Source organism: Mesorhizobium sp. UC74_2 (genome assembly GCF_042701485.1).
In the GTDB taxonomy this organism is placed as follows: Bacteria; Pseudomonadota; Alphaproteobacteria; order Rhizobiales; family Rhizobiaceae; genus Mesorhizobium.
Genome location: NZ_CP170562.1, coordinates 809,451 through 823,388 on the forward strand (window position 1 = coordinate 809,451; position 13,938 = coordinate 823,388).

General features: G+C 63.1%; 12 protein-coding genes and 1 pseudogene. 6 read left to right on the forward strand and 7 right to left on the reverse strand.

The window, feature by feature from the left end; translation table 11 throughout:
* Positions 1-199 precede the first annotated feature (199 nt).
* Complete coding sequence (locus ACFJIU_RS03750) at positions 200-664, forward strand: hypothetical protein (protein WP_379067627.1); 465 nt, start codon at positions 200-202, stop codon at positions 662-664.
* A gap of 57 nt (positions 665-721) precedes the next feature.
* On the opposite strand, the gene ACFJIU_RS03755 is transcribed toward ACFJIU_RS03750, so the two are convergent.
* Together ACFJIU_RS03755 and ACFJIU_RS03760 are read right to left on the reverse strand one after the other, a co-directional pair.
* On the reverse strand, positions 722-2,125 hold the full coding sequence (locus tag ACFJIU_RS03755; protein WP_379067629.1) for an ATP-binding protein: 1,404 nt from the start codon (positions 2,123-2,125) through the stop codon (positions 722-724).
* Complete coding sequence (locus ACFJIU_RS03760; RefSeq protein WP_379067631.1) at positions 2,122-2,844, reverse strand: response regulator; 723 nt, start codon at positions 2,842-2,844, stop codon at positions 2,122-2,124. Before ACFJIU_RS03760 ends, ACFJIU_RS03755 begins: the two co-directional genes overlap by 4 nt.
* Before the next feature lie 83 nt (positions 2,845-2,927).
* Here ACFJIU_RS03760 and ACFJIU_RS03765 point away from each other — a divergent pair, with 83 nt between their 5' ends.
* Together ACFJIU_RS03765 and ACFJIU_RS03770 are read left to right on the forward strand one after the other, a co-directional pair.
* Positions 2,928-3,383, forward strand: a complete 456-nt coding sequence (locus ACFJIU_RS03765; RefSeq protein WP_379067633.1) for a hypothetical protein — start codon at positions 2,928-2,930, stop codon at positions 3,381-3,383.
* A 38-nt stretch (positions 3,384-3,421) separates the two neighbouring features.
* Complete coding sequence (locus ACFJIU_RS03770; RefSeq protein ID WP_129413796.1) at positions 3,422-3,667, forward strand: hypothetical protein; 246 nt, start codon at positions 3,422-3,424, stop codon at positions 3,665-3,667.
* 353 nt (positions 3,668-4,020) lie between these two features.
* Here ACFJIU_RS03770 and ACFJIU_RS03775 read toward each other — a convergent pair whose 3' ends face one another.
* From ACFJIU_RS03775 to ACFJIU_RS03795, 5 genes and pseudogenes are all read right to left on the reverse strand, one after another.
* A complete protein-coding gene (locus ACFJIU_RS03775) occupies positions 4,021-4,221 on the reverse strand; it encodes a hypothetical protein (RefSeq protein WP_379067635.1) in 201 nt (66 codons plus the stop codon).
* A 147-nt stretch (positions 4,222-4,368) separates the two neighbouring features.
* Positions 4,369-6,441, reverse strand: coding sequence for a hypothetical protein (locus ACFJIU_RS03780; protein WP_379067637.1), 2,073 nt, complete (start codon positions 6,439-6,441; stop codon positions 4,369-4,371).
* 1 nt (position 6,442) lies between these two features.
* Positions 6,443-9,253: a DUF4159 domain-containing protein gene (locus tag ACFJIU_RS03785; RefSeq protein ID WP_379067639.1), complete on the reverse strand. Its 2,811-nt coding sequence runs from the start codon at positions 9,251-9,253 to the stop codon at positions 6,443-6,445.
* Positions 9,250-10,168: pseudogene (locus tag ACFJIU_RS03790) on the reverse strand (DUF58 domain-containing protein). Before ACFJIU_RS03790 ends, ACFJIU_RS03785 begins: the two are co-directional and overlap by 4 nt.
* 7 nt (positions 10,169-10,175) lie before the next feature.
* Complete coding sequence (locus tag ACFJIU_RS03795; protein ID WP_379067641.1) at positions 10,176-11,180, reverse strand: AAA family ATPase; 1,005 nt, start codon at positions 11,178-11,180, stop codon at positions 10,176-10,178.
* A 166-nt stretch (positions 11,181-11,346) separates the two neighbouring features.
* Between ACFJIU_RS03795 and ACFJIU_RS03800 the strand changes: the two genes are divergently transcribed.
* Genes ACFJIU_RS03800 through ACFJIU_RS03810 form a run of 3 tightly spaced genes read left to right on the forward strand, consistent with a single transcriptional unit; the run spans position 11,347 to position 13,879 of the window.
* Positions 11,347-11,976 carry a DUF1285 domain-containing protein gene (locus ACFJIU_RS03800; RefSeq protein WP_379072946.1) on the forward strand — a complete coding sequence of 210 codons (630 nt, stop codon included), beginning with the start codon at positions 11,347-11,349 and terminating at the stop codon, positions 11,974-11,976.
* Positions 11,976-12,611: a CoA pyrophosphatase gene (locus ACFJIU_RS03805; RefSeq protein WP_379067643.1), complete on the forward strand. Its 636-nt coding sequence runs from the start codon at positions 11,976-11,978 to the stop codon at positions 12,609-12,611. Before ACFJIU_RS03800 ends, ACFJIU_RS03805 begins: the two co-directional genes overlap by 1 nt.
* Positions 12,611-13,879: a CCA tRNA nucleotidyltransferase gene (locus ACFJIU_RS03810; RefSeq protein ID WP_379067645.1), complete on the forward strand. Its 1,269-nt coding sequence runs from the start codon at positions 12,611-12,613 to the stop codon at positions 13,877-13,879. Before ACFJIU_RS03805 ends, ACFJIU_RS03810 begins: the two co-directional genes overlap by 1 nt.
* The last annotated feature ends 59 nt before the right edge of the window (positions 13,880-13,938 follow it).

The window sequence follows — 13,938 nt, forward strand, 5'->3', positions numbered from 1 at the left end:
CCGCTTCCGTGAAAACGAAAGGAACGTCGGGCAGGCCGTATCGTTTCTGAAATTCGTTGCGGGCGGGTTCCGCCGGTATTTTCGAATATAAGCATATTGTGCCAGGCTTCCTGACCCGGTGGTCCATCGGGGCAGGGGAGGCTTGCTGGCTTTGGAATGTGACCCATATCGCTCGTCCGGTCTCCTGGGAGGGAATGAGATGAGTACCCGGAATGCTCCCGCTTCAGTCCGTATGGCGTACTGGTTCTGGATTGTCGCGATCATCACAGCGCTGACCGAACTGGCGGCGCGTTTCCTGAGTGATCCACGCGGACCGATGCAGGCGCTTTCCGAGAGCGGCACCGAGCTTGCAGTCCGCACCTGTGCCTATGTGCTGCTGTTTTCGCTGGCGACTTTCATGCGGCGCGGCTCGAATGTCGCGCGTCACCTGCTGGCGCTGATCTATGGCGGCCTCGGTACGCTTTCCCTGGTACTGGAACCGATCATGTGGGGCGCGGATGGAGGCGACGCACTGAACTTCCTCAGTGATGCCGGGCTGGCGATGTGGTCGATGATCATCAGCCGCGTCCTGCATCTCGTGGCTGTCTGGGGTGGCGTCATCCTCGCCTACCGCAGCGACGCCAGTGCGTATTTCCGCCGCCTGCCGGCAACACGAACTTTGTAAGCGTCGAATATCCGCTTGTTGACCGACAACCGACAGCCAAGCTTTTTACCCTCGGCCTTATGTGGCGAGTGGCAGGCGAAGTTCTGTCTGAAGTCCACCCTGGGGATGGTTTGACAGATAGATCTCGCCGCCCGCGGCGCGTGCAATGTTGCGGGCGATCGTCAGCCCCAGGCCGAGGCCACCCGTCTCGCGATTGCGCGATTTCTCCAGCCGGATGAACGGGCTGAACACGGCATCAAGCTTGGCCTGCGGTATGCCGGGGCCTTCGTCCCGGATGACCAGGGCAATCTGGTTGTCCGAATGGTGCAGACTGAGCTGCGCCCGCTGACCATAGGTCACCGCATTCTGGACGAGGTTGGTGACGCATCGCCTGAGTGCGACAGGTCTCGCCCTGCAGATCAACTCACGCGAAGGCAGTCCGTTGTCATCCAACGTCACTTCCGGGAAGCCATCGGCAATCGACTCCACAAGGGATACGAAATCGATGCGCTCGCTTTTCTCTTCAGCCACCTCGAAGGTGGCGAAGTCGATGACCGAGCGGGCGATGTCCTCGATATCGCCGAGGTCCCTGGCAAGGTCTTCGCGCAGCTTTGACTTGCGCAGCAGCGCAAGCCGCAGGCGCATGCGCGTGAGCGGGGTGCGCAGGTCGTGCGCCAGCGCAGCCGCCAGCTGTTCGCGGTCCTCGACATATTCGCGCAGCCGCGACTGCATCACATTGATGGCGCGCGCCGCGGTCCTGATCTCACGACTGCCGGCTTCGGATATCGCAGGACTTTTCAGATCCTTGCTGATGCGCTTCACCGCCGTTTCCATGATCCTGTAAGGTGCGGTCAGGCGGCGGATGGACCAGACCGACATCACCACCACCAGTCCGGCCATGATGCCGTAGAGCGGCAGGCTTTCCGGGCTCAGCACCGGTCCCGGCGGGATGATCGGCTCGGTGAAGTTCAGCCATTGACCGTCGGAGAACTGGATCGAGGCGGTCAGCTTGTCGCTGTGCGCAAACCCGGCGGAGAGCGTGAGCAGATCCTTTTCCACCTGACCGATGTCGGTGCCTGGCCTGCGCGGCGGCTTTTCGGACTCGGTGGCTGCGTCACGCCGCACCCTCGCTTCGATGACGCCGAAGCGCGACAGGCGGCTGACCAGGATGTCTTCCAGTTCCGCCAGTTGATCGTCCTGGGCGATCGACGAAGCGACGACCGGCGTGTCCGAAACCGTCAGCGCATAGCTGGTGCTTGCCACCCCCGAAGCCATGCGCTTGCGGTCCACGGGTGTGGCCGAATAGAGCAGCTGCACGACGGCGAAGGCCCGATCGTTGAGCCGATAGTAGTCGACGACGTCGGATGCCGCGGCGCGGTCGCGCGCAACGATGTAGAGGGTTGCAACCTGGCTGACGAGCAGGCTGGCGATCACCACCAACAGGACCCAGGCCGGCAGGGTCTGAGGCAGGAATCGCTTCATTCGCTGACGGTCTCGGGAATGAACTGATAGCCGCCGCTGCGTACCGTCTGGATCAGCTGCGGCGTCTTCGGATCGTCTTCCATCTTGCGACGCAACCGGCTGACCAGGATGTCGACGCTGCGGTCATAGGCGATGGCGCCATCGCCGCCCGAAAGCTCGATGAGCTGATCTCGCGTCAGCACGCGCTGAGCACTCTTGACGAACGTATGCAGCAGATTGAACTCGGCGGCGGTCAGTTCCACCCGCACATCGCCGGGCGCCACCAGGCTGCGGCGCGAACAGTCCATGGTCCAGCCGGCAAAACGGTAGATCTGCCGAGGCGGCAGACGCTTTGCTTCGACAGCTCCGCTGTTGCGCCTCAGCACGGCCCGGATCCGCGCCAGCAATTCGCGCGGGTCGAACGGTTTCGGCAGATAGTCATCGGCGCCCATCTCAAGGCCGACGACGCGGTCGGTCGTCTCGTTGACCGCTGTCAGCATGATGATCGGGATGTCCTGATTGGCACTGCGCAGTTCGCGGCAGAGTTCGAGGCCGCTTTTGCCCGGCAGCATCACGTCGAGGACGACCAGGTCGAAATGACCACGCCGCATGATGGTTTCCATCTCGGTGCCGTCCCGAGCCACCGAGGTGCGCAGGCCGCGTTTCTCGAAGAATTCCTGCAGCAGATCGCGGATGCCCCTGTCGTCGTCGACGATGAGAATATGCGGATCGGTTTTCACTCAATACCTGTCTTCTGGACTGGTCGCTCAGCCGGCCACGTGGTCGTGATTTGCGTCATATAGGATAGGGCCGCTCAGGTGTCTTGGCCAGCGGATCGACAAAATGTCCGCAGAAACAATCCAGAAACAAAATTCAACAAACCAGAAAAACTCCTGAAAAAAATCAATGGCATAACGATAACCGCAGCGGCCAGAACACCGGTCGCGGCGCCTCGCAACAGGGAGATCAGGACCCCGCCATGCCCAGAAGTTCGTATCGATGGATGGGAGCGCTGTTCGGCATTTCGCTCGCCATGGTCGGTGCCGGACATTCGAATGCGGAAGCGGCGATCACCCGAAGCGAACGTTGCAACCGGCTAAGTCAACAGCTCGACGAGGCCATCGAAAACCACGCCCAGGCGGTGCAGGTCGCCCAGGCAAAGGCGCTTCAGAAAAAGGCGACCCGATATTGTGCCGACCACAAGCAGGCGCAGGGTATCCGGACCTTCGCCAACGCATTGAAGCTCCTCGGAGTGACACCGGACGATTCCAGCCAGTGAAGCTCGAAATCCAGCCTGCGAACAAAGGAAAGTTGATCATGAAAAAGACCCTTCTCTCCGCTCTCGGCCTCGCCGTCGCTCTCGCCTTCTCGATGCCGGTTCTCGGCACCTCCGCCGCCAACGCCGCTTCGGCGACCGCGACGACCACGACGACCGCCCCTGCGGCTGCCCCGGCGGCTACCGCCACCACGACTGCCAAGAAGCCGGTCGAGAAGATGGCGGTCAAGAAGGTGAAGAAGCACAAGAAGGCTGCCAAGAAGGCCGAAGCCAAGAAGACGATGTAATTCGTCCTGGCGACCTCGAGGCCGTCTTCGAACCCCCTCACGAAGGCGGCCTTGCAATCCAGAGCGTTTCCGTTTTTCACGGAAATGCGGAAACGCTCTAACCCTTTGTTTCTAAGCAATTCCAGACGGAAAACCGCTACGCACTTTTCCTGGGATTGTTCTAAAACCCGCCGTGGCCATGCGGGCCCCTGCGGAAAGGCGCTTCGACGCGCAGAACGGGTCACGCCCGATTGGCCGCCCGCTGTTCCGCCCCAGCACCAGGGTTCTTGAAGACCGCTGGCAGTCGGCCCTCGGCCGTGCCTCCGGACAGGCCCGCGCAACAAGGAACAACTCCCATGAAGAAGTCCATCCTTTCAGCTCTCGGCCTTGCTATGGCGCTTGCCTTCGCGGTTCCTGCCCTCGGGACTGGTACGGCAAATGCAGCCGAAGTCGCCAAGCATGTCGTGCACAAGAAGCATCACCGTCATCACAGCGTCGCGCCCAAGAGGCATCACGCAAGCAGGCATCACGCCCGTAAGCATCATCGGCATCATGCCCGTCGGCACCATGTCCATATGGCCGCAAAAAAGGCTTGAGCCTCAGCGTCGACGGCAAAAGAGAAAGGCCGCCTCCGGTATCCGGCGAGCGGCCTTCCTTTTATCGATGGCCGATGCGCGTTGTTGTTTCGGCTGCCCAACCGCGAGAGACTGCTTGCTCTCGTCCTACCGGCCTTCGCGATACCACATGCTACCCATCGCCAGGAGCAGCAGACCCAACCCAAGGAAGCCGCCGAAAAGCGGGACACGCGAGACTGCTTTCAGCACGCTGTCATTGGTGGTCCTCAGCCCGATCCAGTCACGACCTGCCGCTTCAGCCTGGTCCCTGATCGGTACGATCGAGGGCAAGGCAACATCAGCGCCGGTCCCGGCGGCCACGCGCCGCACGCTGCCGCCGGTGGCCTCGGCTGCGGGTTTCAGGATGTTCTGCGTCGAAACCACGTCGCCGAATTCCGGTGCGTTGACGGGACCGACATGTGCCAGTGCGGTGAGCTCGCCGCTGGCGACCTGATAGAGGCCGATCTCGCTCACTTCGATGCTGCCGCTGAAGATGCCGGGTTCCGACTTCTGCAACTTGATCGTCAGCGCCTTGCCGGATGGGGTGATGATCCGCGCGCTGCCGGGATCCTCGCTCATGGTCTGGCGACGGACTTCGAGCGTCATGCCTCGACCTTCCGTCGTCAGGCGTTCCTCTTCGAGTTCCGGCTCCTTCATCAGCCAATGCGCGATCCGGCGGTAGAGTTGCACATAGGGGCCGCCGCCTTCGAAACCGCGTGCCCACAACCAGCCCTGATCGGACAGCAGCATGCCGACGCGGCCCTCGCCCTTGCGGTCAAGCACCAGCAATGGGCGATCGTCGGCGCCCTTCATGACAACCTCGCCTTCGGGTCGGTCGATACCGATGGTACGGAACCAGCGCCCCCAGCGTGGTGGGTTGAGCTCGGAGCCCTCGAGGCCGCGCGTAACGGGGTGCCGTTGGCCGAGATCGGTCAAGCGCGGGTAGAAAGCCTTGTCGATTACTTCACCCGTTGGCATGCCCGGCAAGGCTCCCATCAGGGGGGTGCGTGCGATGGTTGCCTGGCCGCCATATTCCGGACCGGCGGCGATGAGCAGGGCGCCGCCCTTTTCGACATATTCCGTGATGTAGTCGTAGTAGAGGGTCGGCAGCACATCGCGGTGCTGATAGCGATCGAAAATGATCAGATCGAACTCGTTGATCTTTTCGACGAACAACTCGCGGACAGGAAAAGCGATCAGCGACAGCTCGTTGATCGGCGTTCCATCCTGCTTTTCCGGCGGCCTCAGGATGGTGAAGTGAACCAGATCCACCGAAGCGTCGGATTTCAGCAGGTTGCGCCAGGTGCGCTCGCCGGCATGCGGCTCTCCGGAAACGAGCAGCACGCGCAGATTCTCGCGGATGCCGTCCACCAGCGCGATCGTGCGGTTGTTGACGTCGGTGAGTTCGCCGTCTTCCTTGGGAATGGCAAGCTCGACGATGTTGCGGCCCGCGGTCGGGACCGTGATCTGCAGCGGCATTTCCTGGCCGACGAAGGCGCGTTCGACGGCCACCTGCTGGCCGTTGACGGAAACGCGCACTTCGACCGGACCGGTCTGGCCGTCGGTGGCGATGACGCGGTAGGTCATGTCGAGCGGCTTGCCGACAAGTCCGAAGCGGGGCGCCTTGTCGAAGCGCACGCGGCGGTCCTTTTCACCCTCCTGGCCGGTGATCAGCGCATGCAGCGGCGCGTTGAGTTCCGAACGTCCGGCCGGTACGTCGTGCACTTCGCCATCGGTGATCATGACCGCACCGGCAACACGCGACGGCGGCACGTCGCGCAGGGCGCCGTTCAAGGCGGAGAACAGTCGTGTTTCGGTACGCTCTTCGGCTGCTCCACTCTTGCCCGCTTCGACAACACGCACGTCGAATTGCTTGAAACGGGCAATCCGTTCCTTCAGGCCGGCAAGGGCTGCGTCCGTCTGTGCCTTGCGATCGCCGATATCCTGGCTCTGGCTGCGGTCGACGACGACCGCCACGACGCTTTTCAAGGCTTCCCGTTCTTCATCGAGCAGAACAGGGTTCAGGAGAGCAAGCGCAAAGGCGGCGAGCGCTGCAAGGCGCAGAAGAGCGCCGCGCTGCCGGAACCACAGACCCGCACCTGCGATAAGCGCCAGCGGTGCCAGGATCGCCGCCAGAAGCGGCCAGGAGAGCAGGGGTTCTAACGCCACCGACCAGTTCATGTCACTGCCCAAGTCTTTGCAGCAGATCCGGTACGTGGACCTGATCGGATTTGTAGTTGCCCGTCAGCATGTACATCATGATGTTGACGCCCGAGCGGAATGCCAGTTCGCGCTGCATCGGGTCGGACGGCACGGTCGGCAAGAGCGGGCTGCCGCTGGCATCTTCCGCCCAGGCGCCGGCGAAATCGTTGGCGGTGATCATGATCGGGGTGACGCCGTCGCCCGTTCGCACCGGCCGGTTGTCGGGATTTGTCGCTTCCAGGGAAGCCTCCACCCACAGCGGGCTGCCCGCGAAACGACCCGGGAAATCGTTGAGGATATAGAATGATTTGGTCAGGACGTGATCGGACGGTACCGGTTCCAATGGCGGCACGTTGAGATTGCCGAGGATTTCGCGCAGGCGCAGGGTTGCCGGACTGGTCGAGGTTTCGATCGACGCCGCGTACTGGTCGCGCGTGTCGAACAGGATCGTCCCGCCATTCTTCATGTATTCGTCGATACGGGCGATCGCCGCTTGTGACGGTACCGGAACATTAGCGTCGACCGGCCAGTAGATGAGCGGATAAAAGGCCAGGTCATCGCTCTCAACGTTGACACCGGTTGCTTCTCCAGGTTCCAGGGCAGTCTTTTCGCGCAGGAACCGGGTCAATCCTGCCATACCGGCCCGGCTGACGGAATCGATGCTGGAGTTGCCGGTCAAGACATAGGCAAGACGGGTGACCGAGGTGGCCTCGATTGCCTGCTGGTCGTCCGGCTTGGCGTCGTTCGCCGACGCTGGCGGGACCGGCAGGAACAGCGCAGGAAGAATGATCAGTGCGAGGGCCGCCGTGGTGATGCGCCTAGCGTTCCGGCGCCAGAGGCCGGCAAGCCACAGCACAATGAGGCCATCGAGGATCAGCAAAGCGAGCGCAGCGAACAAGAGCGGGCCTTTCATATCGCGTGACTCGTCGACCGCGTAGCTCTCGGCGACAATCGGCACCGATGTCGCCGGCCTGGCGATCGGCGTCAGCGTGGCGTCGGCAGTGAGCAGGTTGTGCGCGAACACGCTGTCTTCCGTACCGTAAAGACCAGGCGGGTTCTCGATCGTCACGGCAAGCGGTCCTTTGCCGGTCTGCAGCGGTTTTGCATCACCATTGGGAGGTTCGATCTGCCCGTCGGCGGCGATCATCCGGTATGGCGGCAAAGAAGCAGCCGTTCCACTTTCCGCTGTTCCGGTTGCACCCTGATTGCGAGAGAGCTGGACGATCGCCCGCAGCATTTCCACGAAGCTTCCGGAGATCGGCAGGTTCGACCAGGTTGCCGCTGGCGTGATGTGGAAAAGCACGACGATGCCCTTGCCGCGGCGATCCGCCGTCACCAGCGGTGTACCGTCAGCCAGCGTGGCCCAGGTGCGTTCGGCAAGCGTTGGGGTCGGTTCTGCCAGGATCTGGCGGGTCACCGTGACATCCTGTGGTGGAGCGAGTTTCGCGAAGGGGCCGTTTGGCGGGAATTCGGTCACCTTCTGCGGTTCGGTCCAGGACAAGGTGCCGCCGAGCTGACGTTCGCCCAGCCGCAGTTTCACCGGCAGCAAGTCTTCGTCGTTGCCGGCGGTGAGCAGGCGCGTGCTGGCAAACCGGACCAATGTGCCGCCGTTCTGCATCCATTTGATCAACGGTTCGCGCGTGGCTTCCGGCACCGTGCCGACGTCGCCCATGACAATGACGGCAGGCTTCTGCTCGAGCAGTTCGGGAATGGCCTGCAGCAGGTCCGGACTCTTCGGCTCGATGATATCCGCCGAAGGCTCCAGCGCCCGGCGGATGTAATAGAGCGGGGAGAGGAGCTGTCTTGTGTCGTCTGTCGGCGCCTGGGAGAGCAAGCCGACACGGCGCCGTTTTGCCGTGCCGTCCAGCAACCTCACGCCAGCCGCCTGATTTTCGCCGTCGAGTGCAATGGACGCGAAATCGTTGCGCAATTCGAAGGGAACGACGATCTCGCCGGACGCCGATGTTTCGCCTGGCCGGAAAGTGATTGCAGCGTCGCCGATGCGGCGGCCCTTCTCGTCGAAAGCACCGGCAGTCACGAAGCGGGGAGTTGCACCTGACGGCGCGCGCACCGCCGTGACGCTGAAACGATCGAGGCCGTTGTCGGCCGTTGTGAGCCCGACCATGTCGAGGCGATCCGGCGTGGCCCAGACAATGTTGGCAAGCTTGCGTTCGAGCAGTGGTGCGAAGGCCTTCGCATCGTCTTTCGCGGCAAGGCCATCGGTCAGCAGAGCCAGAGTTACACCGGCCTTGTCGCCGATCGTGTTGGCGACCGCGAGAAAGACGCCTTCCCGATCGACTGGCACCGGGCGCGGCCGGACCGCATTGAGGCGACTGCGTGCTTCACCGGCGCCGTAGGGGCCGATGTCCTGATTGGCCTTCTCCGATGTGAAGGCCAGGATGATCGGCATTTCCTTCTTTTCGGCGTCGTTGATCAGGCGGCCGGCGGTCGCGACACGCTTGTCCCAGTCCGGCGCGCTCGCCCAGCCATTGTCGATGACAAGCGCGAGCAGGTTGCCGCCGACCGGGATGCGTTCACGCGGATTCCATACGGGTTCGGCGATCGCGAAGATGACGAGGGCGGCCATGACCAGCCGCAGCAGCGTCAGCCACCACGGGCTGCGGTTCGGCGTGTCATCGGATTTGAGGACCCTGGCCAGGATCCTGAGCGGTGGAAACACTTCCGTTTGCGGCTTTGGCGGCGTGAAACGCAGCAGCCACCAGATGATCGGCAGGACGATCAGGCCCCACAACACCATCGGCGCGCCGAATGAGAGCGGAAGCCAGCTCATGCGCCGACCCTTCCGAGATGGCTGTCGTCGGAGCTCAAGGCCATATGCAGGCCGACCAGCGCTTCCGAGGCCAGGCGGTCGGTATGGTTGACGGTGTAGCTCCAGCCGCGGGCGTTTCGCCCAGGTGGCGACCGTCTCGCGGCGGGCGATATAGAGATTACGATACTCGTCCGCCAGGATCTCGGCGCGACCCGCGGTCAGCTTGTCGCCGGTTTCAGGATCGGTGAATTCCGTCCGGCCGGCATAGGGGAAGGTCTCTTCGGCAGGGTCCACCACTTCGACCAGATGCGCGCGAGCGCCACGCCGCGCCAGACCATCGAGCCATTCGAGCGTCTCTTCGGCCGGATCGAGAAAGTCGCTAACCAGAACGACGTCGGAAAAGCGACGGATGCCAGAGAAATCCGGCTTTGCGGGCAAAATACTGGCCTGCGCCAGGCGCGACGCGATGCGCTCGGCACCGTTGCGATTGATGAACGGGTCGATGAGACCGGGCCAGGCGATACGCTCGCCGCTGCGCGACAGCAGTTCAGCCATGGCGAGCGTCAGCACGAGTGCGCGCGATTGCTTGGAAACCTTGGCTCCCGCCGATCTGTAGAGCATTGACGAAGACGGATCGGCCCACAGCCACACGGTATGGGCCGCTTCCCATTCGCGGTCGCGCACGTAGATGTGGTCGTCGCGTGCCGAGCGGCGCCAGTCGATGCTGGCAATCGCTTCGCCTTCGACATAAGGCCGGAACTGCCAGAAATCCTCGCCGATGCCGCGTTTGCGGCGACCGTGCCAGCCGGCGATCACGGTGTTGACGATGCGGCGTGCCTCGATCAGCAGATCCGGCACTAGCGAAGCACGCAGGCGTCCCCTGGCCAGCGCATCCCGCGCGGCTGCTGGTGCCTGTGCCTCGCCTATCCTTGCCATCAGGCCGCTAAAGTCCCTTGGTCAGCTTGGCCACCACGTCGCGCACGCTCATGCCTTCCGCGCGTGCCGCAAAGGTCAGCGCCATGCGGTGCTGTAATACGGGCTCCGCCAGGGCCCTGACGTCGTCGACGGATGGCGCAAGGCGCCCGTCATAAAGCGCGCGGGCGCGGGCGCACAGGGTCAATGCCTGGCTGGCGCGCGGACCCGGGCCCCAGGCGATGTTCTTGTCGGTCTCGGCGTCGCCCTGGCCTGGACGGGCGGACCGCACCAGTTTGAGGATCGCTTCGACAACGCTCTCGGGCACCGGCATGCGGCGGATCAACGTCTGGATGTCACGCAGCCTTGCCGGGTCGAGCACATTCCCGGGCTTCGCTTCGTCGACGCCGGTTGTCTCAAGCAGAATGCGCCGTTCGGCTTCGATTTCGGGATAGAGGATGTCGACCTGCATCAGGAAACGGTCGAGCTGTGCCTCGGGCAGCGGGTATGTGCCTTCCTGTTCCAGCGGGTTCTGCGTTGCGAGCACATGGAAGGGAGCGGGCAGGTCGTGTCGCGCACCCGCGATGGTGACATGGTATTCCTGCATCGACTGCAGCAGCGCCGACTGCGTGCGCGGCGAGGCACGGTTGATCTCGTCCGCCATCAGCAGTTGCGCGAAGATCGGGCCACGAATGAAGCGGAAGGAGCGCTTGCCGATGTCATCCTGCTCCATCACTTCGGAACCCAGTATGTCGGAAGGCATCAGGTCCGGCGTGAACTGGATGCGGCGGGCGTCGAGACCCAGCACGACACCCAGTGTCTCCACCAGCTTGGTCTTGGCGAGGCCCGGCACGCCAACCAGCAACGCATGGCCACCGGCCAGGATCGCGACCAATGTGCGTTCGATGACACTTTCCTGGCCGAAGATAACCTTGCCGACGCCATCACGGATGCGCGAGATATCGGAAAGCGCCTTTTCTGCTTCGGCGATCATCTGCTTTTCGTCGATCGGGCTTTCCTTGACCATCACGCTCATGAGGCATCGATCCTTGTCGTTGGGGACACCCGTGTTGTCGTAAACATGGGCCCCGCATCATCTCAGCGCTTATTATGCCGCGATTCGGCCGTCGCCGGGCTCTGGCCCCGAGCTTATTTGACCGTGTAAGGCTGACAAGCGCAACAACAGTGACTATTTCGTGACGATGACCGAAGCTTCCGGACAAACGCCTGACAGCCTGACCGCCGTCGCCGACGCGCGCGGACTGGAAGCGCTGGTCGCCCGCGCGACCCGCGCCGGCAAGGGGCTGCCGCCGGTGGAGCGGTGGAATCCGCCTTTCTGCGGCGATATCGACATGGAGATCCGGTCGGACGGTACCTGGTTCTATCTGGGCACCCCCATCGGCCGGATGCCGCTGGTGCAGTTGTTCTCGACCGTGCTGCGCAAGGATGACGACGGCAGGACCTATCTGGTCACGCCCGTCGAAAGGGTCGGTATCCGGGTGATCGACGCTCCCTTTGTCGCGGTCGAGGTCAATGTCTCCGGCACCGGAGACGGCCAGGTCATCACCTTCCGCACCAATGTCGGCGATGTCGTCGAGGTCGGACCGTCCAATCCGCTGCGTTTCGTGGACGAAGCCGAGACCGGCGGGCTGAAGCCCTACGTCCTGGTGCGCGGTCGGCTGGAGGCGCTGGTGTCGCGTGCCGTGATGTATGAACTGGTCGGGCACGGCGAAGAGATCGATGTCGATGGCGTTGCCATGTTCGCGGTGCGCTCGAACCAACAGACCTACCCGATCATGCCGATGGCGCGGCTTGCGGAGTTGAGCAGCTGATGGATCAGCCGGTTCCTTCGTTGTTTTCGGCTGCCGATTTTCGGGCGAGGGCGGCACGCGAGGACAATTTCATCGTCCATCCGGACGAGGATGGCGACCATCGTTTCAATCCAGGACATCCCCGCCTGAAGCGCAGCGAACCGCTGCGCGACGCGGCGGTGCTGATCCCGGTGGTCGACCGGGGCGCGCAGGCGACTGTCCTGCTTACCAAACGTGCCGAGACATTGCGCAGCCACACCGGGCAGGTCGCCTTTCCAGGCGGCCGTATCGACAGTGGCGACCGCTCAGCCGAATTCGCGGCATTGCGCGAGACCGACGAGGAGGTCGGGCTCGGACGCGAGTTCATCGAGGTCATCGGGCGCATGCCCGACTATGTCTCGGGCAGCGGCTACCGCATCGCGCCGGTGCTTTCGATCGTGCGGCCGGGTTTTTCCCTGACCTTGAACAGCGACGAGGTCGATGCCGCCTTCGAGGTGCCGCTCGGCTTCCTGATGGACCCGGCCAACCATCGCCGTGACAGCCGCTTCTGGAACGATCTCGAATGGTTCTTCTATGAAATGCCCTATGACGGGCAGCGGATCTGGGGTGTCACGGCCGGGATCATCCGCACCCTTTATGAAAGGCTGTATGCCTGATGAGCCAGGTCTCCATCGCAGACAAGGCCGATTGGCTCAACGACAAGCATCTCAAGCGGTTGCTCGAAACACTCTCGAGCGATGGCGAGGAAGCGCGCGTCGCCGGCGGTGCGGTTCGCAATGCGCTGATCGGCGAGCCCGTGGCCGACATCGATGTCGCCACCACCACATTGCCCGACGAAACGATGCGGCGTGCCAGGGCTGCCGGATTCAAGGCAGTGCCGACCGGCATCGATCACGGCACGATCACCGTCGTTGCATCGGGTAAGGGCTATGAGGTGACGACGCTGCGCGCTGATGTCGAGACTGACGGCCGTCACGCCAAGGTGTCGTTCGGCCGCGACTGGAAAGCGGATGCGGAACGGCGCGACTTCACCATCAACGCTTTGTATGCCGCGGCCGACGGTACGGTCATCGACCTGATTGGCGGCATCGCCGACATCGAAGCCCGTCGGTTGCGTTTCATCGGCGATGCCGAAAAGCGCATCCGCGAAGATTACCTGCGCATTCTGCGCTTCTTCCGCTTCTTCGCCTGGTATGGGGCAGGGCGTCCGGATGCGGAAGGTCTGAAGGCGTGTGCCCGGCTGAAGGAAGGACTCGACCAACTCTCCGCCGAACGCGTCTGGACAGAGCTCAAGAAGCTATTGTCGGCGCCGGACCCTTCGCGGGCGCTGCTGTGGATGCGCCAGGCCGGAGTGCTGTCGCGTGTGCTGCCGGAAAGCGAGAAATGGGGCATCGACGCCATTCACGGGCTGGTCGCCGCCGAGCGCGATCTCGGCTGGCCCGCAGAGGCGCTGCTCAGGCTGGAGGCGATCGTGCCGCCGGACGCCGCGCGCATGAAAACCCTTGCCGAGCGGTTGCGCTTTTCGACCGATGAGGGGAACCGGCTGCAGCGCTGGGCGCTCGCACCGGCGATCGAGGTGAAGATGACGGAAGGCACATTGGCCAAGACACTTTATCTTGGCGATCGCCAGTCTGTCGTGGACCGGTTGAAGTTGTCGCTTGCTTCGGCGCGTGCGCGCGTTGCGGCGCATGACAGTGCGGCATTGACCGACGTCGGCGGCTACGCGCGCCTGCTTGGCTTTGCGGAAAAGTGGGAAAAGCCGGTGTTTCCGATCAAAGGCGCGGATATTTCCGCCCTCGGCGTGCCGCCGGGACCGAAATTCGGAACCCTGCTCAAAAATCTGGAAGGCGAATGGATCGGCAAGGGCTTCCAGCCCGACCGCGGCGCGCTGCTCGAACGCGCCGCCGAGATGCTTGCGGATTAGAGCAATTCCAGGAAAAGTGCGTAGCGGTTTTCCGTCCGGAATTGCGTAAAACAAAAAAG

Bases quoted from the DNA above. Each gene is read 5' to 3' on its own strand.
- ACFJIU_RS03800 (WP_379072946.1), top strand. From the start codon at position 11,347: ATGACCGAAGCTTCCGGACAAACGCCTGACAGCCTGACCGCCGTCGCC.
- ACFJIU_RS03775 (WP_379067635.1), bottom strand. From the start codon at position 4,221: ATGGACATGGTGCCGACGGGCATGATGCCGATGATGCTTACGGGCGTG.
- ACFJIU_RS03755 (WP_379067629.1), bottom strand. From the start codon at position 2,125: ATGAAGCGATTCCTGCCTCAGACCCTGCCGGCCTGGGTCCTGTTGGTG.
- ACFJIU_RS03795 (WP_379067641.1), bottom strand. From the start codon at position 11,180: ATGAGCGTGATGGTCAAGGAAAGCCCGATCGACGAAAAGCAGATGATC.
- ACFJIU_RS03810 (WP_379067645.1), top strand. From the start codon at position 12,611: ATGAGCCAGGTCTCCATCGCAGACAAGGCCGATTGGCTCAACGACAAG.
- ACFJIU_RS03770 (WP_129413796.1), top strand. From the start codon at position 3,422: ATGAAAAAGACCCTTCTCTCCGCTCTCGGCCTCGCCGTCGCTCTCGCC.
- ACFJIU_RS03780 (WP_379067637.1), bottom strand. From the start codon at position 6,441: ATGAACTGGTCGGTGGCGTTAGAACCCCTGCTCTCCTGGCCGCTTCTG.
- ACFJIU_RS03805 (WP_379067643.1), top strand. From the start codon at position 11,976: ATGGATCAGCCGGTTCCTTCGTTGTTTTCGGCTGCCGATTTTCGGGCG.
- ACFJIU_RS03785 (WP_379067639.1), bottom strand. From the start codon at position 9,253: ATGAGCTGGCTTCCGCTCTCATTCGGCGCGCCGATGGTGTTGTGGGGC.
- ACFJIU_RS03750 (WP_379067627.1), top strand. From the start codon at position 200: ATGAGTACCCGGAATGCTCCCGCTTCAGTCCGTATGGCGTACTGGTTC.